Annotated in this window: 27 protein-coding genes; 12 read left to right on the top strand and 15 right to left on the bottom strand. The window is 43.4% G+C overall.

All coding sequences use genetic code 11. The annotated features are described in order from the left end of the window. The first annotated feature begins 160 nt into the window (after positions 1-160). The 4 genes from EFB08_RS06625 (at position 161) to EFB08_RS06610 (ending at position 2,455) form a co-directional block, all read left to right on the top strand. Positions 161-607, top strand: a complete 447-nt coding sequence (locus tag EFB08_RS06625; RefSeq protein ID WP_123126159.1) for a hypothetical protein — start codon at positions 161-163, stop codon at positions 605-607. Between the two features lie 23 nt (positions 608-630). Further along, positions 631-762, top strand: a complete 132-nt coding sequence (locus EFB08_RS23865; protein WP_262707467.1) for a hypothetical protein — start codon at positions 631-633, stop codon at positions 760-762. A gap of 361 nt (positions 763-1,123) precedes the next feature. Beyond that, positions 1,124-1,549: a hypothetical protein gene (locus EFB08_RS06615; protein WP_123126157.1), complete on the top strand. Its 426-nt coding sequence runs from the start codon at positions 1,124-1,126 to the stop codon at positions 1,547-1,549. 477 nt (positions 1,550-2,026) lie between these two features. Next, the gene (locus EFB08_RS06610; protein ID WP_123126156.1) at positions 2,027-2,455 is read left to right on the top strand and encodes a hypothetical protein; all 429 of its coding nucleotides are present in this window, start codon (positions 2,027-2,029) and stop codon (positions 2,453-2,455) included. A 2-nt stretch (positions 2,456-2,457) separates the two neighbouring features. Here the strand turns inward: EFB08_RS06610 and EFB08_RS06605 are convergent, their stop codons facing one another. The 5 genes from EFB08_RS06605 to EFB08_RS06590 form a co-directional block, all read right to left on the bottom strand. Further along, complete coding sequence (locus EFB08_RS06605; RefSeq protein WP_125077667.1) at positions 2,458-2,640, bottom strand: hypothetical protein; 183 nt, start codon at positions 2,638-2,640, stop codon at positions 2,458-2,460. A gap of 16 nt (positions 2,641-2,656) precedes the next feature. Next, positions 2,657-2,986, bottom strand: coding sequence for a hypothetical protein (locus EFB08_RS06600; protein ID WP_123126154.1), 330 nt, complete (start codon positions 2,984-2,986; stop codon positions 2,657-2,659). 372 nt (positions 2,987-3,358) lie between these two features. Beyond that, positions 3,359-3,556, bottom strand: a complete 198-nt coding sequence (locus EFB08_RS06595; RefSeq protein ID WP_123126153.1) for a hypothetical protein — start codon at positions 3,554-3,556, stop codon at positions 3,359-3,361. Positions 3,557-3,560: 4 nt separating this feature from the next. Beyond that, entirely contained in the window at positions 3,561-3,713 is a 153-nt protein-coding gene (locus EFB08_RS23445; RefSeq protein WP_165864817.1) for a hypothetical protein, read from the bottom strand. A gap of 50 nt (positions 3,714-3,763) precedes the next feature. Further along, positions 3,764-4,258 carry a hypothetical protein gene (locus EFB08_RS06590; RefSeq protein ID WP_125077666.1) on the bottom strand — a complete coding sequence of 165 codons (495 nt, stop codon included), beginning with the start codon at positions 4,256-4,258 and terminating at the stop codon, positions 3,764-3,766. 438 nt (positions 4,259-4,696) lie between these two features. Between EFB08_RS06590 and EFB08_RS06580 the strand changes: the two genes are divergently transcribed. Continuing rightward, complete coding sequence (locus EFB08_RS06580) at positions 4,697-5,182, top strand: hypothetical protein (RefSeq protein ID WP_123126150.1); 486 nt, start codon at positions 4,697-4,699, stop codon at positions 5,180-5,182. 740 nt (positions 5,183-5,922) lie between these two features. On the opposite strand, the gene EFB08_RS06575 is transcribed toward EFB08_RS06580, so the two are convergent. Continuing rightward, positions 5,923-6,606, bottom strand: coding sequence for a hypothetical protein (locus EFB08_RS06575; protein ID WP_123126149.1), 684 nt, complete (start codon positions 6,604-6,606; stop codon positions 5,923-5,925). 110 nt (positions 6,607-6,716) lie between these two features. On the opposite strand from EFB08_RS06575, the gene EFB08_RS06570 reads away from it, so the two are divergent. The 3 genes from EFB08_RS06570 to EFB08_RS06560 all read left to right on the top strand — a co-directional run bounded on the left by EFB08_RS06570 (position 6,717) and on the right by EFB08_RS06560 (position 8,731). After that, positions 6,717-7,196, top strand: coding sequence for a hypothetical protein (locus EFB08_RS06570; protein WP_123126148.1), 480 nt, complete (start codon positions 6,717-6,719; stop codon positions 7,194-7,196). A gap of 289 nt (positions 7,197-7,485) precedes the next feature. Then, positions 7,486-8,322, top strand: a complete 837-nt coding sequence (locus EFB08_RS06565) for a hypothetical protein (protein WP_125077665.1) — start codon at positions 7,486-7,488, stop codon at positions 8,320-8,322. A 13-nt stretch (positions 8,323-8,335) separates the two neighbouring features. After that, positions 8,336-8,731, top strand: a complete 396-nt coding sequence (locus tag EFB08_RS06560; protein ID WP_123126146.1) for a hypothetical protein — start codon at positions 8,336-8,338, stop codon at positions 8,729-8,731. A gap of 49 nt (positions 8,732-8,780) precedes the next feature. Here the strand turns inward: EFB08_RS06560 and EFB08_RS06555 are convergent, their stop codons facing one another. From EFB08_RS06555 to EFB08_RS06540, 3 genes are all read right to left on the bottom strand, one after another. Further along, a complete protein-coding gene (locus tag EFB08_RS06555) occupies positions 8,781-9,656 on the bottom strand; it encodes a DNA/RNA non-specific endonuclease (RefSeq protein ID WP_123126145.1) in 876 nt (291 codons plus the stop codon). A gap of 228 nt (positions 9,657-9,884) precedes the next feature. Further along, positions 9,885-10,880, bottom strand: a complete 996-nt coding sequence (locus tag EFB08_RS06550) for a restriction endonuclease (protein ID WP_165864816.1) — start codon at positions 10,878-10,880, stop codon at positions 9,885-9,887. Positions 10,881-11,793: 913 nt separating this feature from the next. After that, positions 11,794-12,198 carry a hypothetical protein gene (locus tag EFB08_RS06540; RefSeq protein ID WP_125077663.1) on the bottom strand — a complete coding sequence of 135 codons (405 nt, stop codon included), beginning with the start codon at positions 12,196-12,198 and terminating at the stop codon, positions 11,794-11,796. A gap of 1,078 nt (positions 12,199-13,276) precedes the next feature. On the opposite strand from EFB08_RS06540, the gene EFB08_RS06530 reads away from it, so the two are divergent. Next, positions 13,277-14,308, top strand: coding sequence for a hypothetical protein (locus EFB08_RS06530; protein WP_123126140.1), 1,032 nt, complete (start codon positions 13,277-13,279; stop codon positions 14,306-14,308). Positions 14,309-14,513: 205 nt separating this feature from the next. On the opposite strand, the gene EFB08_RS06525 is transcribed toward EFB08_RS06530, so the two are convergent. Further along, positions 14,514-15,737, bottom strand: a complete 1,224-nt coding sequence (locus tag EFB08_RS06525; RefSeq protein ID WP_123126139.1) for a tyrosine-type recombinase/integrase — start codon at positions 15,735-15,737, stop codon at positions 14,514-14,516. Continuing rightward, positions 15,707-15,964, bottom strand: coding sequence for a hypothetical protein (locus EFB08_RS23315; protein WP_125077661.1), 258 nt, complete (start codon positions 15,962-15,964; stop codon positions 15,707-15,709). The genes EFB08_RS06525 and EFB08_RS23315 overlap by 31 nt, the downstream gene beginning before the upstream one ends. Positions 15,965-16,174: 210 nt before the next feature. Between EFB08_RS23315 and EFB08_RS06520 the strand changes: the two genes are divergently transcribed. From EFB08_RS06520 to EFB08_RS06510, 3 genes are all read left to right on the top strand, one after another. Continuing rightward, on the top strand, positions 16,175-16,585 hold the full coding sequence (locus tag EFB08_RS06520) for a response regulator (RefSeq protein ID WP_123126138.1): 411 nt from the start codon (positions 16,175-16,177) through the stop codon (positions 16,583-16,585). Positions 16,586-16,761: 176 nt separating this feature from the next. Further along, positions 16,762-17,193 carry a hypothetical protein gene (locus tag EFB08_RS06515; RefSeq protein ID WP_123126137.1) on the top strand — a complete coding sequence of 144 codons (432 nt, stop codon included), beginning with the start codon at positions 16,762-16,764 and terminating at the stop codon, positions 17,191-17,193. Between the two features lie 252 nt (positions 17,194-17,445). Next, complete coding sequence (locus tag EFB08_RS06510; RefSeq protein ID WP_125077660.1) at positions 17,446-17,886, top strand: hypothetical protein; 441 nt, start codon at positions 17,446-17,448, stop codon at positions 17,884-17,886. Between the two features lie 156 nt (positions 17,887-18,042). Here the strand turns inward: EFB08_RS06510 and EFB08_RS06505 are convergent, their stop codons facing one another. The 4 genes from EFB08_RS06505 to EFB08_RS06490 are packed head-to-tail and all read right to left on the bottom strand — an operon-like array spanning position 18,043 to position 21,043. After that, positions 18,043-19,602: an NFACT RNA binding domain-containing protein gene (locus EFB08_RS06505; protein ID WP_123126135.1), complete on the bottom strand. Its 1,560-nt coding sequence runs from the start codon at positions 19,600-19,602 to the stop codon at positions 18,043-18,045. 2 nt (positions 19,603-19,604) lie between these two features. Further along, positions 19,605-20,366 (bottom strand): MBL fold metallo-hydrolase, encoded by a 762-nt coding sequence (locus EFB08_RS06500; RefSeq protein ID WP_123126134.1) that lies wholly within the window; start codon positions 20,364-20,366, stop codon positions 19,605-19,607. Further along, entirely contained in the window at positions 20,363-20,641 is a 279-nt protein-coding gene (locus EFB08_RS06495; RefSeq protein WP_123126133.1) for a hypothetical protein, read from the bottom strand. Before EFB08_RS06495 ends, EFB08_RS06500 begins: the two co-directional genes overlap by 4 nt. A gap of 24 nt (positions 20,642-20,665) precedes the next feature. After that, entirely contained in the window at positions 20,666-21,043 is a 378-nt protein-coding gene (locus EFB08_RS06490; protein ID WP_123126132.1) for a response regulator, read from the bottom strand. Between the last annotated feature and the right edge of the window lie 2 nt (positions 21,044-21,045).

Genomic DNA, 21,045 nt, shown 5'->3' with positions numbered 1-21,045 from the left:
TTCTCCCCCGTAAAACAGATAGTTCAATGTAAGTCTTGTAATTGAAGGGAGGTTCTTGGGGAGCCTCCCTTTTGTTTTAACAAAAAGCCCCAATTCAAAACAATCGCTATCTTTGGGGAACTTCAAATAATTCTAAATGAATAGACTTTTACCTATATTCATGCTACTTCTTGTAGTATTCTCTTCTTGCAGCGACAATTTAAGCCAAAGTTACGAGGAAAAGGTGTCCCTTCTTCAAGGCAGGTGGAAGCAGGTGCAGCAAACCAGCGAGCTTTATGCTTCTAGTGGGGTCTACCTTAGGGGCAACAAAATGAAACTTACCGAAGATATAGCCCTGCTTGTTTTCAAAGATAATATCATGGGCTATTTAGCCAACACGTCTAGAAACGGAGAGCCCGTTCTTGTAGAGGGCACGCCCTACAAAGTCTCGGATGTCGAGGGACAAACAGTAATTGAAAAAGCAGGCGTCAGATACAAATTAGATTTAATCAACCGTTTCAATCTCCGTTTACGCCTTGAGGAACCCACCAAAGAGGGGAAAGTTGTTTGGATCCTTGATTACTCAAGGGTAAATAGCACCAAACCAACCACACCAGGTTTCAACTAACCAATAACCCTATACTAAATTCAATGAAAAGATTATTCCTCTTCCTGATGCTTGCAGCATTTTCAGGTTGTTCCAGTGACGATGAAGATGAAAAATCTCTAACTGTGGAGGGCACCAAAGCTCTCCTGCAGGAGAATGGCGAGAAGAGTCAATAAAGTTCGAAGAACTCACTCCTGACAGATCACGAATGGTAGTATGGTCCCACACCATCGATCACCTTTTGATATATACCGAAATGCTCTTCTCAAACAATTCCGTCATATCACACCATTACAATAAAACAAATGGCAATCCTGACTCCATTGTTCTGTCTTCAACGGAGGAATTAATACTTGTAGAAAGGGAAGTGAATAAGTACTTAATGCTTCAAGGCGTAGAGAAAAAAGTGATCAACTTGAACCGCGATAGTTTACAATTAATGGAGACAATCACTGGAAGGTACGAAGGCAATCCTAATATAGTGGAACAAACCACAACCTTCAGAAGAATCAACCAATAACCCTATTCCAATATTCAATGAAAAGATTACTACCCTTCTTACTTCTAGTTTCAGCCTTTTTCTGCGCATGTGACAACAAGGATGAAGGCAGTGACCTGACAGTTGATGAGGCCCATAGATTACTACAGGGTAAATGGATTGATTCCCGGGGGTGGGTGGAGACCTATGGTACAGACGGCAAGGTGCATAGTAAAAGTGAAACTAGAAGTGGGACAGTTATCCTTGAATTTGAGGGAGACACCCTGCGGGAAAGCCCTAATAAAGGCCCTGGTACAACAGGACCTTATTCACTTATGGACCGAGATTCTAACATATCCATCATCTTCTATAGGCAAGAACACGAAATAAGCAATCTGAAGATTGATAAGATGCGGCTCATATTCAGATATCCCCAAAGCGACCAACAAGTGATCACCATTACCGATTACCAAAGGATTGATTAATCCTATATCCTTTACTAAATCGAAATTCAATGAAAAGCCTGTTACCGCTATTGTTGCTATTCCTTGTGGTATTCACCGGATGCAAGGACGATAAGGAAGACGATACTTCACCCTTAGCAGAAACGAAAGCCTTGCTTCAGGGGAAATGGCGAACCGTTGCTGTGAAGGACAATGAGTATTCTCAAGACGGATCAACATTGATTAGCTCTACCACTAAGCCAGTAAATCATACAGAATTTATCTTTTCAGGCGGTTCTGTCATTTTCAACTATTACAATCCGACAGATAGCTCTGCGGTGTATTCCATTAAAGAAGAGTTAAAGCTAAGTGAGAGAACAGGCAACAGGTACTTAATGCTTAATGGGATAGACCACCAGATATCCTCCTTGATTCAGGACACTCTGAAACTATCGGCTAGATACACGAGGCCTCCCCACCTTCTAGAACAAACAACCACTTTTAGAAAATTAAACCACAATGAAGAAACTCCTACCCTTGTTGGTGTTATTAATTCTAGTATTCTCCGGTTGCGGAGATAAAGACGAGGAGGAGGTTACCCCAGAACCTACCGAGACCAAAGACCTCATAATTGGGCGATGGGTCGCTACTGGTGCCAAGGAGGAAGCAATCAGCTCACAGGGGCAAGTGGTGGAGACCCGGTCTCACCCCTCACACGGAGTTGAATTTGAGATAACCCAAACAAACCTGGATTCTTATATTGGTGACAAACTAACCTATCCAAATCCCTACACTTTAGAGGAAAGGCAGGGTAAGTTTTTTATTGTTATGAATAGGGCTGAATATGAGGTGGTGACAGTCACCAAAAAAGACCTAATGCTGCAGTATACCCAAGTCGAAACAAACGATTCTAAACTATTTATATATTTATACTTCACTCGTAAATAAACTTAAACCAATTTGAGATTCAATTGAAGCAGACCCAGCAAGGGACTGGTAGCGGGCGGAGGTGGGTTGAAGACAAAACTAGCCAGGTCCGGAGTGATGTTTACCTGATGTTGGAGGTGGTGCTGGGCGGTTCTGGTGAGCGGCATGTTTTGTTTCTTCAGGTGGATAAAAGGCTTGGTCATCATTCCGGTAACCTAGCGTTTAGCAGAAGGCGTGTGGGTGTCTCATTTTTACCGCATCCGGCACAAACGCCTCGCCTTTCCTGCCGTCCTCATCCATCCACTGCCAAGAATAGCGGCCATTCTTAAGCCAGCGGATAATGTCTTCATTGTCCTCTCTCCTTACATTGGTCCTGCTATCAGTATAAGCGAAGTAGATGACGAAAGCTAGGGCTTGTTCATGCTTGAAGGCAATCTCCTTTAAAGGGGTGGCGATGTCCTCCGGGTCAAAGAAACCAAGATGAGGGCGGCCCTCAGCGGTAATGCCGGCGTGCTTGCGGTGGTGCAGCATGGTATGTTTCTCCACCTCCATGGTGTTGAGCAGGATATGGATCTCGGCCTCTACCGTGGTTTAGGAGGTAGGCTGTTTCGTTTCTACCGGCTCTGGCTCTGGTATCCCGAAGAAGGAGCCTACTCAAGGCTGCTCAGAAATTGTGACATTATTCCCGAAGGACTGCTTTGGGATATTGAATGAAGGGTTTACTGAGGAAGGGGTGATTTGGAGCTGTAATGCGGTTTTCATATATTTGCGTGATTGATTATTGTAAGTATTTGATTGAGAGGATGGTTGCAACCTTCCTTTTCCGTTAGGCGGCAATCCCTAGAAAGCGCCTAACTTCTAATTCAGTGACCCTGTAGCCCTTTGATTTGCCTAGGGTAGGGGCCAGCTTGATCTTGCCGCTGTCTATGAGATTATCGGCCGTGGCCCGGCAGCACTCCAGGCGCTTGGCCAATTGGGGATGGTGTAGACCCTGTTCCTGATCTCCTCCTCCGCTAGCTTCCCCGCGAGTCTTTCTGCCGCCAGGTTGATGACTTCCTGCTGACCTTCCTCGTTGAGGACCAGCTTTGCCCCATTATGTGAAATAATGACTTCTGCCTTCATGTGTTTAGGGGATGATAGGGGCGAAGTGGTCTAATCTTAGAAGCAGCTTTGTGATGCGCTTTTTGGCCTTCTTTTCGGTGGCGTATCTGGGATTAGGGGTTTCCTTTAGTTTTGACAGGATGTAGTCGCTGAAAGCCTCGCATTGTGACGCCTCCATGCCCTCCCCTTTTTTTAATCTCTTCCACAGATAGGATGCGTTTTCGAAACTTAGAACCCCGTTTCTATAGCCTTCCTTGGCAATGACAGTAAGCCTGCAGGAATATCTGCAAGTTGTGGTAGAAAAGCATGGATTCTTTTTTCTACCACCTGAGCCCGTTTAACTTTCAGCGAGAACTTATATTCCTTAAGACGGTCCTGAAGGTTCCTGAACGCCGTAATAGAATCATATTGTGCTTTCAGCCCTTCGATATCAAGGGTGCCTAGCTTTTGGGTGACCTCTTCGGCCTTTTCTACTGTAAGGGTTCCATTCTTGACCATTTGATCAATATCAAACTGGATCAACTGAATCAAGGTATTTGTGGCAGAAGCAATTTGAGCGGCTTTTCTTTCTGCTTCCTTAGCTTCCATTTGGGCTATTTTGGCGTTCTGCTCCGCTACCAACTTTTGCAAGGCTTTCACCTGTTGTGATTCTTTGCTCACAACTGGAGTAGACTTTTTGAAGGGAGTTACTAATGTTCTGGGTTGGGTTATTTGGGTTTTCATGGCTTGAAATATTTTAGTTAAATTTTTGATTTTCTGTAACAACGACTTGTATATAGCGTTTAAAGATTATCTGCGGCGTCCTGCCGATGGTTACTTCAAGCACCCCCTAATTTTTTGAGTAGCTTTTCCTCAGCATCTCTTGCTGCCTTTGTCTCTGCGGCCAGCTTAATAGCCTCTGAGTAGATTTTATTCCCTTTTATCTCTCCGTTCACCACGTCATACACTCGCTGTCTACTTTTTAGGCCACATCGTTCACGCAGGATTTGCCCATAGTTCTCCGGCATTAGGTCTTTAAGCCGGGTTTGATTGGTGTTGCTTATGGTTATCATGGGACAATGATTTGGTGTATATTTGGTTATTCTCTAATTATTATTTCAAAAATTCGTCAAAATGGAAATAAGATACAACAAAGAGGAAAATTAATTTCCAATTTATAATATGGCTGTATTAACAGATAATGAAAAGTCTATAAGCGAGAGAGTTGTATCCCGCTATGAACTGCTTGGATACAATAAGATGAAGGCAGGTAAGACTGAGTTTGCTCAAGTCTTAGGTGTGAGTAATGCTAATCTAAGTAAGTATATGTCTTTAGATAGGCCCTTTCCAATTGATTCTATTGTCAAATTGGCAAATAAACATAATCAATTGTCTACAGATTTGATTCTATTCGGTAATGACCCCATTACTAGGGGCAGTGTTTTTGTTCCTTATGTAGAATGGCGTGATTTCCCTGATTATATTCAGCGATTGATTAATGGTGATACTAGTGAACCTAAAAACTTAATAAACTTTCCTTTTAGGCCTTATAATTGGGATGAAAGTCATCATAAAGAGAAATACTTAGATGAATTTGGATTTCCAAGCAATAGTTATACTGCAAAGAAGTTCAGGGCTTTTCAAAATTATACAAATAATATTACTTGAATACCTGCAGGCACAATTGTTCTTTGCTTCAGCACGAAGTCAGATTATAGTGATTTAATTAAAGGTAGGCCGTATTTTGTCTTAACTAAAGTAGAGACAACCACTGTAAGATTTGTTGAGCAGAGAGAAGGAAAGATTTACTTTGAAACAGACTTAACTGATGTAGATGGAATTGATTTCAATATTGATGATGTTTTAGAAATGTGGTTAGTAGTCAGCGCAATTGTGAGGGAATTTCCTAGGGCAACCATATATCCTTCCAAGAATCTATCATATAAACTTATGGACTTATCTAAGCAGTTAGATGAAATTTGACAAGAGTGGGATAAGGTTATTGGTATTAAGTAATTAAATCTTTTTACCCTCTTTCTTTAATATTTTACGGCTAGACTAAGCATCAAGGAGAGAGTTCCCTCTCCTTGAAATACTACTTGCTCAGCCAGAACACAGCCACCACAATCACCAGCAGCAGCCCCATCAATAGGTAACCGGTCCTATCCAGTTTCTCATCCTCTTCGCCCCCGAACATCAGGTGAGCTCATCCAAGAAAGCCTTTACAAGTCTCTTAATAAACCCCATTATGGCCAAGTATATCCAATGGTCAAATGGTTACAATTGCCTGACTCAGGTTTGATTCCAATAGGAATCGAGCTAAAGCTGTGTTGATAATCCATGGTTAAGTTGGGGAATAAAAAGGAGAGCAGTTCGCTCTCCTTCAATCCTACGATAATAAGTAATTCTTATTGAGCTTGCCGTTGCTTTAGAGAGCCTTTATTGGTCCTAAACATCAATCCAAGGGTCAAAGAGTTACCGCCTGCATGTTGTAGGTAGTATTGCCCACTTCTTCTCTCAAAATACTTTTGACTGTCAAAGTCACGGCGATAATTTAAAAAGAGGTAAGCGTTATTGAAGTAAAAGCCGAGTTCGGCGCCGCCAACAGGGGAGGCCATAATTGCCGGAGTCTCTATGATAGAGCCTGGCTCGTAGTTGTCCTTGTTATACTTGACCGGCACCACTGCAACATTCAAAGCCGCCCCGCCTTCCACAATCAATCTGACCTTAGAGGAAAGGGGTAGCTTATATCCAATCAAAGCTGGAATCTGGAGATAAGTCACTGTCTTGGGCTTGTTTTCATAAAAAGAGCTGCCCACATGGTCTGCTCCCTTGACAATACGGTTTGCCTCAAACTTCAATTGCAGAGACTTGTTTAGGTCAGTTGATAAAACTGCCCCGAATGTGTGATCCTTATGAGGGACATAGTCATCCCCGCCGCTTCTGCGAAGCTTAACCTCAGTGCCTTTAACTGAAAACTTAGTAATACCTCCTTTTATGCCGAGATAAGTCTTAGTGGTAAAAGGTGTATCCTGGCCATAGGATGCCTTGGATACTTCAAGTACTAATAGTAGCGAGTAGAATTTCTTCATTAAAGATAATTATAAATTCTTGAGTTTTTAATCAGTGGCAAATGTAGGTACTATAGTCCTAATGTTTTCTTCTGCCAGTATTGTTCTTTAACCTTTATAAATATTTAACTATGTCCAAACTACCAGAACATTTTATTTGGCTTAATTTCAAGTACCTGATCGAGCTCACTACATTATTTAGTCCTGATGTATTACATGCTGTTGATGAGTTAAATGCAGACATTACATTCCAGCACCTGGATGATGATGATGAACATGTTGGAGAGCCTGTTATAATAGGAGAACTGGAGCTTCTGTATTTTAATTTAGGATGGGTTAGAGCTAACCTTGTAGATCACATGTCTTTGGGTAGACCATACTCATCCAGTGAAGATGCTTTGATTGATATGAGGGTATGGAGAATCAAGGATAATATAAAGCAACAAATAGGGGGAGTCTCTAATGGCAATATTCTATTTGTAAATAAATTCATTATTTATCCTGAGTTTAGAAACCAGGGGCTTGGTGAAGAGGTGATGAGAGGGGTCATCAAGCACTTTGAATTCAAATGTGGCTATGTCGGGCTTAAGAGTACCCCTTTGCAGTGCTAGGCTGAGGACTTAACAATGAAGCATTATGGGTTTAGAAAAAGGTTGAGGCTTGATGATTTGGAGCAGAACCCTGAAAAGGCTCAAGTGAAACTCAATGAGTTCTTTGGAAGATGTGGTTTTACTGAGCTGGAAAGTCACCCTAATATATTTGTATTGAAAGTTCATTCAAAGAAGTAAAATAAGCGAACTAGGTACTTCTGGTCCATCTTCTCAAAGGCCCAAGTGCCTTGCTGTTTAAGAACTTGGTGGTATTTTTACTCTCCAACCTAACTTGGCTAAGGACCCTGCAATGAAACAACTGCTTCTACCTCTATCCTTAATCTTGCTATTTTTCGGCTGCCAGGAAGAGGATTCTCCCATAGAACCAGAAGGGCCCTGCCACATAAGCTTGGTCTCTTTCCCTAACTACTTCATCCCACATTCCTATGGTTACTACTTCAACGAGAAGGAGCAGCTTGAGCGCATCACCGTCAACTCGGTAGACTCCTTGAGCAAACCGCAATCCTATGACGTTCTTTTATCCTATGACAAGGACGGAAGATTGGTAAGGGAAGAATCAAAGGATGTAGCTTGGGAGAACATGTACAACGATAAGGGGCAGTTAACCCAGCAGAATAAGAGTGTCAACACTCCCCCTGGAAGACAGACATATGTTTATCTCCATAGTTTCAATTATCTGGGCCGGCTCTTCCTTACCTCCATCCACACGGCTGATATGTCATACGCCTTGTCCATTGCTACCTATGACTACAGCCCTGAAGGATTAGTGTATCAGATCATAAAAACAACTTATGCAGAGGAGGGGGAGTTGCCAGACCCTTCTAAAAAGTATGTGTACAGTGTCTATGTCACCTTTGATGGGAAGAAGAACCCATTTCCATCCTTACCAATCATGTCCTTGGGAGGGCATCCAGGATATGTTGATCAGCTTCCTCCAATGCTTTCGTCTGGAAACATCACCCGCTACAAATTAACCAGAAGGTTCCAATTCGGCGCAGGCTTCTCCGATTACTCGATCCGCTACACCTACGATGAAGAGGGATACCCTTTGGAATCTAACATTGTCCTTCCTGATGGATACATATTGAGTGATACAAAGCGCATCTTCACCTACTCCTGCAAATAAACTCTTCTGCTTCATGGTCATCTACAATAGCGGGTTCTTGATATTGGATTACGATCCAACCACAGACATTCTGACGGTCAGCTTTCCACCTGTAGACGATATTCTCTTTCCTGAGATCAGTAGGTCCTTTGGCCTGATCGTGGAGCATGCAAGGAATTACGACATCAAGAAGGTCCTGATTGATGCAAGGAATACACAGGTAGACCTGCAGGAGGTGGAGTTTGCTGTGGTTATTGAGGAGTTTGTCAGATATCTCTCCACCACAAGAGTGGAAAAGATAGCGCGCCTATCTTCCCCGAGCTTTTTCAGGGAGAATTTGGTTGAGAAAGTGTTTATGGAGAATCATAGCCATATTCAATTTCAAAGCTTCAATGACTCCGAAGTAGCAATTGAGTGGCTGAAGGGGTAACGATTAGGTCTTATCGTATCAATCTGCTTGCCAGAGAGCAAAGGTCTCGCTATTGGGTAGGGCCCGTATCTGTTTTCGCTTCCAGCACCTGTTCAATGTTGTCAGGGAGCACTGAAAGGAGGTTGTATCCAGTCTCTGCCTCAATAGCATCTACTGAGGTCCTGTAGGAGCCCCAGGAGGAGTTTATAGAGTTGATGTTAAGGGTATTCACAGCTATCACCCTGGTGCTGGAAGTGATCCTGGAAACATCATCCTCACCCTCGGGAAGGATTACCTTTACCTTCCAAATCTGGCTTGGCACAGTGACCCGCCCGTTGTCAATCGTGTTCTTGGCTCCCATGCTGCCCGTTCCTCCCACACCGTAGCTTCCCATGATGACATAGACTTCGTTTCCGTCCTGCACCAGATCGCGCGTGTAGTCCTCCAGCCTTGCCCAGGTCTGCTGGTTGTAGTTGGATGCCTGGGGAATCATGTTGGGCATCAGAAAGGAAGCGGAGTTGTCCTGAAAAGACCTAGTTCTGTCCGCAGAAGGGGTGTTGTGGCCTCTGTCAAAGACGCTTCCTGTATAGCTGCTGGCCGTCACCCGGTACCAACCGATAGGCAGGGAACTGTCCGGTGAGAAATCGTCTTGCCGGGGAACGCTACCCATCCAATCTTGGGTCAAATGCCAACTTACCCAATTGGGGGTGCCTCTATTCCTACTGTATGACAAGGCATACTGGGGCTTTCCCATCAGGTAATTGTTGGAGTTGCTTATGTCGGTGGTGGCGTTGCTCGGGTTACCAAACGTAAGGTGCTCACTGTAAATTTGGTCAGGGCTCTTTTTTGGTACTACCTCGGTCTCCTTACAGCCGGCAAGAACAAGGAGCAATAGGGTAAGGCTGGTAAGGTAGTTTCTCTTATGCTTAACCTTTGGTGATGACATGCGATAAGAGTTTACTAAACTAATCCATGAACAGAGCAGAAGTATGGATGATGTTTTGTAATTAGAGGTTAAATATCCTTAATTTTTGATTGGTGTAAACTGAATGGTTTCTGCATTTTTATGATAACATTGTAAGCAAGTCTTAACATCGCTTTAATGGTGTTATATTTTGTTGAATTAGGTAAAAAGCCTTGTATAGTTCATGAAATCTATACAAGGCTTTTAGATTTATAAATTTTTATTCAATAAATTAATTCCTGCATTCAGAAGCATTTTAGAAAACTCCATTCCATTGACTAATTGAATTTGGTTTTCTTTAGCAAGGTTTTCTGCCCTTGAATCAAACTTGCTTGCTGTAGTTATTACCCATGCAATTTTATTATAACCATCAGCAATACTTTCCTTGTTAGTTTTGTAGTCAAGCACTTGAGTAGTTCCCCATTCATTAATTTGCCCTGTTTGGAATTTTGCTTGAATGTAAATTATTAGTTTAATGTTTTCAAAAACAGCTACTATATCTGCATCACCCTCTTTGTTGCTTTCATTTTTTGCAGGAATAGTAACCTCGTTTGCCCCAATAGTTTTGAAGTATGTTTTTACTAGCTTCTCAAATTTGTCGGGATTTAATTCACTTTTGATGGATTCTAAAACTAATCCCGCTGTTTTTTCAACTATTATAGAATGTAGATGGATTGGTTTATTCTTTTTATAGTTATCAATGCTATTCTCAATGCTATTTTTTAAGTCATCAATCTGAGCATTTGTTTGTCTGATCTTCATTCTTGAAGTCAGCTTCGAGTCAGCAAACTTGTCTCTGGGAATGTTTTTGTAGAGAACGTTAACCTTTCTGGCAAAGCCAAGATCATAACATGACCCATCTTCTTTTAGTAACAAATTGCTATTTGTGAAAACCTTTTTTTTATCCCAAGTTGTTAAACCATCAGAATAGGTTTCACCAATGATAAAGGGTTTTTCATCAATTATTTCGCAAACGTAAAACGTCCCCCAACTAGGGACAATGACTATATCTCCCTTATTGAATTTTAAGAAGTTCCATAGGTTATGTCTTGTCCTAGGGACAGTATTCCAAACTTCCTTAAACTTTGAATTGAAGGAATTCCAATAATTCTTCAAGACTTGATCAATAATGTCGTTACTTGTCAGGTCTGAGAATCCAATGGTAAGATATCCCTTGTCTTGTAATGGATATGATAACTCAGCCATGTGAGATATCCGGTGTAGCCAATAGTGCATTAGGTGTTCTTGAGAAATTAAATTGTGAGTAAATGTAAGTTTCAATGGTATTGGAATTTGTAATCTTTAGTTTCCCACCAACCAATGGTTAATCATTAATAATCAATTAATTTGAAGCAGTTACTATTTTTTTGTCGATTATAAGAGATGATGCATGATCCAGAAAAATCGAAAAAGAGTAAAATGCGGCCTATCCAATATTTAGCCTGCCTCAAAAAGTAAAGTCTTTGGATTACTCAAAGTCATAATCGTTGGGGCTTGTGTTCAAGAAATACAACACATGATTCCCGCCAGACTAGGCCGATGCTTTGCATCTGGGTGATCTAAAAGTGGTGAAGTTATCCGGCTCCTGAAGCATAAATTGGTAAAACTTAGACCTATTCTCTCTTAGGTTTTTTGTTCACGGTTAGTTCCTTCAAGTTTGACCCAGGCACTCAGCCATTACCTCTTCCGGTACATTTCTTAGGAACATGGAAATGATTGATTTCAGAAGAAAGGCACTGCCAAACGTGAGCCCTCTTTTTAACCTGTTGATGCTCTCCTCTAGGTACTGGAGGCAGTACCCAATCATTTTTGCTGTCTGCTGATCGCAGTAATCGTTATTTGAGAAGCAGATCAATAAACCCCGCGTTTCTTGCATGTAGCAGAAAAGGTCAGAGGAAGTCTCTGGTCCTTCCATTTGGATACTCTCCACTTTATCTTTAATCCCTATTAATTGCTCAATACAGGAGAGCTCAGATTCCATTTCTTGTGTTAATGTTCATTAGTGAATTTGAACGAGCCTTTCAAATGGCTCTTCCCATCCCAATCCACCCTTGTTAGCCAACAGAAAAGGACCTTTTGATTTGTTAGAAGCTTACAAATGGCAGTTGGAGTACCAGAATTACTGCTGCTCCAAATACTCTAACTTATGGGTGGTGTCGTCAAAATATATCTCTATGGGATATCCTGATTGGTTATAGATATAGGAAAGTTTAGACTCCAGAGTGGGTGCGTATTTGACGCTAACGGGATTGTTGGGGCTGAGATGGTAAATGAAGCTATTGAGATAAGAATGGGGAAGCCCATAAGGGGCAATGATAGAACCCAATTGATAGAAGGGGTTTTTCTTATCGTCGTAGCTGATAGCCATGTCAAGGAAAGGATCCTCCCTGGCGCCTGAAACCGAAAGTGGGTGTAAGCGGTAGCGGACCACGTTGCCCTTGCCGTCATATTCCAAGACATGCTCAGACTGGGGGGCTGCCGATGCTCTGTTGCCGGATAGAACTGATGCGCCCCTGGCCATCATAGGATAAGGAGTAGGTGATAGAGTAATAATAATCCGAAGGGGTTTTAAGCCAATGGGTGGTTGAGGTTACCTGGGATATCCTCCCGTTTGCATCATAGGTTATTTCGTTCCGCCTGTCAATCATCGTTGAGGGGCTCGGGTTTTGGTAAGGATCAAGTATAGAAATCATCCAGGACAGACGGGCAAGGTTGTCATATTCATGCACGGCATTTACGATAAGCTTGCTGTTGATATCCATCTCTTTATAATATCTGAGGAGTCCTTCATGATAGTCGAAGGTAGCGGTTAACTAATATCCGGGGCGCTCGGTGCCCGTGGCCGTCAACTTGGAAAGGTGCATTAGCTCAGGTAAGGGCATAGCTTACTCCTCTGCCTTATCATCGGAGCAGGAGATGGCCGCAAAAGACAGAAGCAAGAGGGCAAGAAATGGTAGAATGTTTTTCATGTGGTTTGTTGAGGTTCGCCTATGAATGCAATGCATTAATTCTCATCCAAGCTTCATGGCCAAAGCATGAAGAGAACAACTAAATGGGGTGAAATATAAGACATTTATTTTTGACCCAATCTATCAAAAGCTGTCGGCAGCCATGGCAAACTGCTCCCTCTTCAATTACCTCCTTTTGGATTAGTCTGGTGTGATCCTGTTTGGGATCGAAGCAAAGACCTAATGCTTTTCAGATTTTTAAAGCCAAAAATCAATCAAGTGAAATTAAGGAGGTATTGCTTTAGTTCGAATCCGCTCGTTACATCAACCCCTTTTTTAAACCTGATCTTGGTTCGATTCCATTTGGGATCGAACCAATGTTGCTTTGATAAATAATAAGTTATGTTAGTTGGGCCTATTTCCCCGATCTCGAAGATTAATCAGCTGTCAACGTGTTCTGAGTAGATGTTCTCCTAGGGGGGCTAGGTTCTTTCCCGTTGAGATTAGAGTAAAACGGTGTTAGATTGTCAGTTTTATGTGTTAGTTCCTAGGTCACATCCTTGAACGGCTCATTAAATTTTAACTTTACTAGGGATAAAATAATTTAATTGGTATATTCTCCATCTATTAATTAGAATAATTAAAATACAATTTATGGAAAATATTAATATCGAAAAGTTAAAAGATTATATACGTTGTCATTTGCCTTTGATTTTGGGGGTCTTAGGAATCATATTTTTGTGGGCAGGAGAATTCTTAGATGGTTTAAAAGGAACATACGATTGGAGTGAAGGCTTAAGAAAAGCATCTAGATATGCTTTCAAAACAGGAGGTGTTACAATTTTGACTTCAGGGGTATTTGCTGCTGTACTTAAATCATTCCAGTATTCTGGTGTTTTCAGGGAAGAGATAGAAAAAGTAGTTTTTGGTAATCACTTCCTTGAAAGGAGAAAAGATCTGCCTGAATTGTGGAAAAATATAACCAATGCTGTGTACCAAAGTAAATTCCCTGATGTATCTAATGATATAAACGAAATGATATTTTCAACTTACCTGCCAAGAGATAAAAAATATTATTATAGAAACTTTCATGTGACAATTGACATTTCAAAATTGGAACAAAATGGAATGATTACATATAAACAGGCCTCACGTTATGAGATTATTCCAGCTCATGGATTGAATAATATAGACCTTGATATTTATGCTACTATAGATGTAAAGGGGAAGTTTTTTAAAAATGGCATCACCTCTTACAAAATAGATGGCAATGAATATAAGTTAGATGGCAATGAATATGTAAATGACTCAGCTAATTCAGCAACAAATAAAGTTCATGGGCAGATAGAACATAAAACTAAAAAGATTGGCCAAGTTGAAAGGCACGAATACACTATCAAAACAAAATTAACTGGAAAAAAAGTATATTCGGTAGAGAAAATTGAGGAAAGGGCATATTCAATTAAGGAAGATAACATAAAAATTTTTCGTGTAGGTACATTTACCAAGGGTATGGAAGTCAATGTTTTCTTTCCTAGGAATATGTGTGTATACTTTTTTGATATAGGCGTAATTGAAGAATTCAAGTCTGAGAACGATCAAGTTAGTAACCACTTAAAAAAAGTTCACAAAGACGGAGTTATACTACCTCAACAGGGTTGGGGGTTATATTTTATAAGAAAATGAAATAATCCGTTAAAAGTTAAAACTTTTTCGTTTATTGGTTGTTATATATTTAGTAGTAGGTCCTAAGTATCAGCTTGAAAGCACGAATTTCAACATTATAAACTTAATTTGTCATGGTTACAAGGATAAAAGAATTAGTTTAACAAATGGTTGAGGACAAGTTGTCTGGGACTAAACGGGAGATTCTACATGTTTATGTAAGTCTTTACTTTTTAGCTATTCGCTCAAACGCTGCCAGCGTCTTGGCAAACTGCTCCCGGTCAGCGTTCCTCACATAGATCCGGGTAGACCTCGGGTCATCATGACCCAGCACGTCCTGCACAGTCCGATCATTGGCGCCTCCCTCAAACAGGTTTGTGGCACAGGTCGCTCGGCAGCGGTGACAGCTGGCCAGCTCCCACTTCTCAAAGGATTTCTCCACCCGTTTCCCGTGTTTGTAACGCACCCGCTTCACAGGAGCCTTGATACCAGCCAACCGGCATACCTCCTTTAAGGCTTCGTTCAGCTTCTGGTTGGAAGGGACGGGGAGGAGCTTCTTCTGTTTCCCTTGGTACTTGGCCACGATGGCCGCGGCCTCCTGGTCCAGCGCTACCCGGCAGGGGAACTCTCTCTGCTTGCCTCCCTTGATCTGGTAGTACTCCAGCACCTTCACCGCTTGGCCTCCCGGAAGGTCAAAGTCATACACGTTGCTGGGGTCCAGGTTGTGCAGGTCTGACCACCTAGGTCCTGTCTTGAAGATGAACACCATCAGGTCCTTGGCGAGGCTCAGAGAGGCCCTACGCGCTCTTAGGTCCTGTGAGCGTAGTTCCTTGCTCTTTTCCCCTGCTTCCTTTGGTAGGCCTGCAAGGGCCTCCGCTGAGGCGGTCTCCGGATCGAAGGCAGCGATCTTCGCCTGCTCTTCCCGGGTGAACACGATGCCCGCCGAGCTCTTGGTGGCGGCAATGTCCAGCCAGTCCAGCCCGTGCACGTTGATGCCTGCCTGGGTAAGGGTGCTTTTGATGCACCCGATGTGTTTGGCCGCGGTTCGGTCAAAGATCTCTTCGGTTTCGGCTAGGTATTCATGGTAGTCGGCAATGAAGGCCTCGTTGATCACGGAAGGGGTGAAGCCTTCGCCGGCGAACTTCTCCAAGTGCTCCACCACCGTGCGGCCATTCTTAAGGTGCTTCTCGGATACCCGGCCCCGGTTGTTCTTGGCCCACACCTCATACCAATCCCGGAAGGTGACGGGTTCATGATGGGTTCCTTTGGCGTTTTCCTGCTCCCTGAGGAGTTTCTCGGGCTGCAGTTCTTCCAGTACCTTAGCCCTGAGTTGTTCCTTCAGGAGCTTCCTTTTGGCTACCCTGGCGGCTTCCAGTTTCTCGCCCACCAAAAGCTCAAATCGGCGCAGGTGGTTGTTGATCACCTTGAAGTTCTTTTGCTTGGAGCCCACCTTCTGGCCTTCCTTGCTGAAGTGGGCCCCGCCAGGCAGGAGTAACCCGTGGACATCCGGAGCTCGTGCCGGTCAGTGATGGGGTCCCGAAGCCAAGGTGACCGGATCTCGGCATAAATTGCCTGCTCGCCGTTTTTGTTTACCTTCGTGTGCAGATAAAACCGAGTTTCCATTGAGTATGCAAGGCTAGTGTGCGTGATGGTGTGCGTGATTCTCCCTGAATCCATAGTAATTTATGGATAATAAAGCAGGCAGGAAAGCCAATTAAAGGTCTTTGTTTCCTAAAGAGTTATATAGAATAACAAAGGTTCGAATCTCCCCGCGCGCACTGTTGATTTAAGCCTTGTAACTTAAAGAGTTACAAGGCTTTTTCTTTTTTGTGTTAAATGAGGGTGAATACCTTGGGTATTTGCTGGATCGCTGTTCAAACTTGAAGAATGATTAAGAAACTGAACAAGGTATTGTTGATTGACGATGACGAAGTCACTACTTTTTTGAATTCCCGGCTTATAAGTAAAATGGGCATTGCAGAGGAAATTCTAACTGCCAGAGATGGAAAAGAGGCCTCCCAAATGTTGCTTGACACCTGTTGTGCAAAAGAAGTGGGCAGTTGTATATTGGACCTTGTTGTGGTGGACATCAACATGCCTGTTATGGACGGCTTCGAATTCCTGGAGGCTTACGCCTCAATGCACTTAGGCTGCTCTCCCAAAGTGGTCCTTTTGTCCTCTTCCTCTGATCCGAGGGATATTGAAAAAGCAAAGGAATTTAACTTGCTTGGTATCATCCCTAAGCCTTTAATGGAGGAAGCCCTAAATTCTCTTTTGGCAGAATTTTGCCAAAACTAATCCAGTTGCTGCTTGTCTCCAATTTCTTCAAACTGGTAAGATTTGCCACGGTTTTATATTACGACAAGATACATTCAACGAGCCGTTAGATTAATTCATCGGCCATAAAGGACTTTTCAACTAGTCTAGGTTTCTGAATTGGTACCTTGGTTTTAGATTTAGGAAAGTTTCCTAACATGGTCATTCTCAAAAATTGGTTAATCACCATCAGCTACGAACCAGCCGACGACATCATGTTCGCCAAACTTCCCAACGTGGAAGAGTTTGGTGCAAGGGAGCTAAAGCATGCTCTTGAAGTAGTGTCCGAGAATGTAGTGAGTTATGTCGTTAAGAACCTTCTCCTGGATTCTAGTGATGTTTCCGTAGTTAAAATGGAGGATAGGGTGTACCATGCTACCGTGAAGGACTTTATCTTAAAACTTACCTCCACCCAGCTTGAGCGATTGGCAAGGCTGAACAACTCTATTCAGAACCTTGAATCACGAGCTGTGTCAACCGTCACTGAAATTTTCCATCAAGAAAACTCCAAAATTCAGTTCAGGGCCTTCAACGATAAAGAAGCTGCAATGGATTGGCTGCGAACTCCTAAGTTTACCGACCCTCTCTAAGGCAATCTTATTCCTAACACGAAGAAACCTACTTATTGCGCCTTAATTCCTTACAGCGCGTTCTTAAAGCTATTTAGCCCATCCTTCTGGTAGGTGACCTTCCCGTGGGTTCCCGTTGTTCTTTATCGACCCGAAGCATCTCAAGGTAATCCTGTCTTCTTGCCTAAATGATTTCTGGCTTTTGGGATGACTGGGCTTATGCTTTGCTACATAGAAAACATCTTTATATTAATCAATCCATCCGAGGTTTCCATGAGAAAGCATTGTTTTCTTCCCTTGTTGTTCCTTCTTGCTTTGGTGTCTTGTAAAGATGAAGATCCAGTTCCTCTTAGCAAACAAATCCTTGGCGAATGGAAAGAAAACCGCACAACATCCATCTTTTTTGATCAGGCTAATCGGGAGTTATACCGGGAAGTACACGGCCTTAATGGGAAGTACGTATTCGGGGAGACCACCTTTGGAACATATAAGGTCACTATTTCGCCGAATAGCTACTATATCGTAAGAGAAAACGGCAAGGACTACCTCGTCCTTGAGAACAGCCCGGTAGAAAAGTATTTGCTTAAGATAAGAGGGGGTGTGATGACATGGTCTTGGGAGAATTACCAATCGCAGTACTATGACCCTTCCACAGACGAACTTAAACCTTCGGTTCGCCAAAGCGTCTCAGTGGAGTTCATAAGGTTGGAGTAGCCCCTTGAAGAAATGGGTTGTAACCCTTGGATTTATATTGGCTTAGACTAAGCCGTCTTCCTTGAAAAACAGAGAAGTCCTTTGGAACACCAAAGGACTTCTCTGTTTTAGGCTTGAATTAAGCAAACCAGGCCTAAAACGATTACTATGTAGTTGTTAGAATTGCTTAAAAGGATTTTCCGGCTTCACCAGGAGGACCTTTTCTCGTTCTACTATTACAGAGCCTGGTGTGGCTCCTTTGGCTTTACGGACGTACTTTTTTGGGGTGTACAGAACCGGACAGAGGCTATCGCTTTTCCGCTTGGAGTAAAAGGCCGCCAACTGGGCTGCCGTTTGAATCACGGGCAGGGGAAACGTTTTTCCGGATTGGAATTTGATGACTACATGAGAGCCAGGAACATCTTTGGCGTGCAGCCAAAGGTCATCTTTGTGGGTGTGTTTTAGGGTCAGCTTGTCGTTTGCCTTAGCGTTTTTGCCTACCAGAATTTTAAACCCCATGGTTTCGAAGGTATGATAGGGTAACTCCACCTGGCTCACGGCCTGGGTAGGGGTGTACTGTTTCAGAAATTGCCGTAGCTGTGGGGCGTTCCCCAGGCTTTCCAGTTCCTGTAATTGGCGGGTAAGGCGTTCTACTTCTTCTTCCTTGCGGGTGGATCTTTCTTCCAGGAGTTGGAGTTCTATCTTTTGGTTTTTGGCTTTTCGGTAAAGCCGCTCGGCCGTTTTCTGGGGCGTTTCTGTAGCGCTGAGTTTAATCACCCGGTTGGCATCAGTGTAGAAGTCATATAATTCCACTTCTTTGCTGCCCGCTGGGATGTTGGTGAGATTGGCCATGATCACATCAGCGGTTTGGGAATAGGGGGTGCCGTGGTGCCACTTTTCTAACTGCTCCTGAATCTGCCACCAGATCTTCTGAGCACCCTCCAGTTGTCGGCTAATTTGACGGTGGGTGGCGGCATAGTTCTTCTGGAAGTACTCTTGTGCCCGATATTGGGGTACAAAGGCGTTAAGGGCCGTAATTGGGTCAGAAAAGGAATCCAAGATGTCTCCTAAAGGAAGAAGCGAAAGCCGGAGGAGCTTATTGATAGTAATAAGTTGATAGGAGGGAGGATTCTCTAATAGGGAAAGCATCTCCTGTACCATTTCCCATTGTTGGGCTGGGTTTTGGTTTTCATAGCCTTTTTCCTGCAAATACAGCCAGGGAACATCCCCTAGGGTAGGCAGCAGTTTCCGGAGGTTTAGAGGAGCCTGGAGAAAAGCCTCCTTTTCCAGGTGCCAAGGTTGGTCCATCTGCCGGTAGTCCAGCTCCAGGTCTTTGGAAAGCTTCTTATGAAACAACTCCACTGCCTCATCTTCCACAAACAAAACCACATTAGACCGGTTACCAAAGAGTTTGAACAGCAGCACTCGATGGTTCGAGAACCTGATATAAAAGCTCCGTTCCTGTTGGTGTACGCGTACCTCCTGCACTTCTTCTCCAATAAGCGCAGAAAACAGATCCACGGAATTTTGCCGAGCCCGATTAAAGTTCTGCGGAAATTGCAGGCTGGAAAAAGTGGATGTCTGAATGGCTTTAATATAGAACTCGCGCTCCCCTTGGTAAAAAGCTAGCATCAGCTCGTCTTTTTCCTGGCTGAAAGCTGCTTGCAGGGTAAAGCCGCGTAGCTCTGAGTCAAGCTTATAGGCTAATTTCCGTAAAAAGAAGTAATTCTGATGCACGGTTATAAGGTAAGGGCGAGCCCGTCATAGGCCAGCTTCGCAAAGGAAGGCAATTCCTTTTCCACTACCCGGTGCAGCCCCAGTAAATGACTGATGTGGGTTAAATAGGCTTGCTCCGGTTCCAGTTCCTCCAATACTGCCAAAGCTTCAGAAAGGGAGAAGTGGGAAATATGCGGCTCTTTGCGAAGGGCGTTTAAGACCACAATTTTTGAGCCTTTGATTTTTTTCTTCTCCGTTTCTGAGATGTAATTGGCATCGGTGATGTAGGTGAAATCCCCGATCCGGAAGCCGAACACCGGCAACCGGTGGTGCAATACATTTATAGGGGTGATGGTGATGCCGTGGACCTGAAAGGGTTCATTCTGGATAGGGTTCAATTCAACCCGGGGCACCCCGGGGTACGTTTTGTTGGTGAAGATGTAGCTGAATTCCTGCTGTAACTGATTAAGGACCCGCTGATCGGCGTACAGGGGCATGTCAATGTGCTGCATGAAATTGAAAGCCCTGATGTCATCCAAACCAGCGGTGTGGTCTTTGTGTTCGTGGGTAAAAAGTACGGCGTCTACCCGTTTCACCCGCTCACGCAGCATCTGCTGCCTGAAATCAGGTCCTGCATCAATGATCAGAGATTTTCCGTCTACCTCCACCAGAATAGAAACCCGCAGCCGCTTGTCTCTGTAATCTAAGGAACGGCAAACCTCGCATTCGCACCCAATGACGGGTACGCCCTGAGAGGTGCCAGATCCTAAGAAGGTTATTTTCACGCAGACGTTATAGTTTGGTGTTTGATGGCCAGGTACAGCTCCTGACTTTCAGGGCGCAGACTCTCCGGACGTAAGTCCACCGCCCGGAGAATCTCCACCAGACAGTTGATTTTCCCTTCCAAAGGGAAATATTTATTCACTACCGCTACTTTGGTGTCCTTCAAAATACAGAAACCTGATTTAAAGGTACCCTTCTCATATCGCAGCATGTACTCAGACTCTGCAAAAATATCTTCTAACCGGTTTAAAAAGGGCCGGGTATATTTCAGCTGCATATGTTATTTTAAATTGAAGACGTCTTAGTGCACGTATTCCTTTACGGTCTGCACCAGCATGTCAAAGTCCAGAGGCTTAGGGAGGTACGCGTTGATACCCGCTTCTTTGAATTGTTCTAATGTGTAGTTGTTCGCATTACCCGTAACAGCAATAATGGGAATTTGAGCGATCTGCGGATCCTGGTTGGCGCGAATCTCACGGGTGCATTCCATTCCGTTTTTTACCGGAATGTTCAAATCCATTAGGATAGCGTCTATTTTCTGATCCTGCACCTTTTTTAGAACTTCTCCGCCGTTCTTGGCCGACACTACCGTGTAGTTCTGCAGTTCTAGGATTTTCTTGGTAAGGTTCAGAATCACAGAGCTATCCTCTGCAATCAAAATGGTTTTAGACTCGGCCATGG

Origin of the sequence: Rufibacter latericius (genome assembly GCF_003721515.1) — a bacterium.
In the GTDB taxonomy this organism is placed as follows: Bacteria; Bacteroidota; Bacteroidia; order Cytophagales; family Hymenobacteraceae; genus Nibribacter; species Nibribacter latericius.
This window is presented reverse-complemented; position numbering and strand designations above follow the sequence as displayed.

Bases quoted from the DNA above. Each gene is read 5' to 3' on its own strand.
- EFB08_RS06515 (WP_123126137.1), top strand. From the start codon at position 16,762: ATGGTCATTCTCAAAAATTGGTTAATCACCATCAGCTACGAACCAGCC.
- EFB08_RS06575 (WP_123126149.1), bottom strand. From the start codon at position 6,606: ATGAAGAAATTCTACTCGCTACTATTAGTACTTGAAGTATCCAAGGCA.
- EFB08_RS06550 (WP_165864816.1), bottom strand. From the start codon at position 10,880: ATGGCTGAGTTATCATATCCATTACAAGACAAGGGATATCTTACCATT.
- EFB08_RS06555 (WP_123126145.1), bottom strand. From the start codon at position 9,656: ATGTCATCACCAAAGGTTAAGCATAAGAGAAACTACCTTACCAGCCTT.
- EFB08_RS06610 (WP_123126156.1), top strand. From the start codon at position 2,027: ATGAAGAAACTCCTACCCTTGTTGGTGTTATTAATTCTAGTATTCTCC.
- EFB08_RS06560 (WP_123126146.1), top strand. From the start codon at position 8,336: ATGGTCATCTACAATAGCGGGTTCTTGATATTGGATTACGATCCAACC.
- EFB08_RS06625 (WP_123126159.1), top strand. From the start codon at position 161: ATGCTACTTCTTGTAGTATTCTCTTCTTGCAGCGACAATTTAAGCCAA.
- EFB08_RS06490 (WP_123126132.1), bottom strand. From the start codon at position 21,043: ATGGCCGAGTCTAAAACCATTTTGATTGCAGAGGATAGCTCTGTGATT.
- EFB08_RS06590 (WP_125077666.1), bottom strand. From the start codon at position 4,258: ATGAAAACCCAAATAACCCAACCCAGAACATTAGTAACTCCCTTCAAA.
- EFB08_RS23445 (WP_165864817.1), bottom strand. From the start codon at position 3,713: ATGGAGGCGTCACAATGCGAGGCTTTCAGCGACTACATCCTGTCAAAA.
- EFB08_RS06615 (WP_123126157.1), top strand. From the start codon at position 1,124: ATGAAAAGATTACTACCCTTCTTACTTCTAGTTTCAGCCTTTTTCTGC.
- EFB08_RS06580 (WP_123126150.1), top strand. From the start codon at position 4,697: ATGGCTGTATTAACAGATAATGAAAAGTCTATAAGCGAGAGAGTTGTA.
- EFB08_RS06530 (WP_123126140.1), top strand. From the start codon at position 13,277: ATGGAAAATATTAATATCGAAAAGTTAAAAGATTATATACGTTGTCAT.
- EFB08_RS06495 (WP_123126133.1), bottom strand. From the start codon at position 20,641: ATGCAGCTGAAATATACCCGGCCCTTTTTAAACCGGTTAGAAGATATT.
- EFB08_RS06510 (WP_125077660.1), top strand. From the start codon at position 17,446: ATGAGAAAGCATTGTTTTCTTCCCTTGTTGTTCCTTCTTGCTTTGGTG.
- EFB08_RS06520 (WP_123126138.1), top strand. From the start codon at position 16,175: ATGATTAAGAAACTGAACAAGGTATTGTTGATTGACGATGACGAAGTC.
- EFB08_RS23865 (WP_262707467.1), top strand. From the start codon at position 631: ATGAAAAGATTATTCCTCTTCCTGATGCTTGCAGCATTTTCAGGTTGT.
- EFB08_RS23315 (WP_125077661.1), bottom strand. From the start codon at position 15,964: ATGGATTCAGGGAGAATCACGCACACCATCACGCACACTAGCCTTGCA.
- EFB08_RS06605 (WP_125077667.1), bottom strand. From the start codon at position 2,640: ATGATGACCAAGCCTTTTATCCACCTGAAGAAACAAAACATGCCGCTC.
- EFB08_RS06595 (WP_123126153.1), bottom strand. From the start codon at position 3,556: ATGAAGGCAGAAGTCATTATTTCACATAATGGGGCAAAGCTGGTCCTC.
- EFB08_RS06565 (WP_125077665.1), top strand. From the start codon at position 7,486: ATGAAACAACTGCTTCTACCTCTATCCTTAATCTTGCTATTTTTCGGC.
- EFB08_RS06570 (WP_123126148.1), top strand. From the start codon at position 6,717: ATGTCCAAACTACCAGAACATTTTATTTGGCTTAATTTCAAGTACCTG.
- EFB08_RS06540 (WP_125077663.1), bottom strand. From the start codon at position 12,198: ATGATGGCCAGGGGCGCATCAGTTCTATCCGGCAACAGAGCATCGGCA.
- EFB08_RS06600 (WP_123126154.1), bottom strand. From the start codon at position 2,986: ATGGAGGTGGAGAAACATACCATGCTGCACCACCGCAAGCACGCCGGC.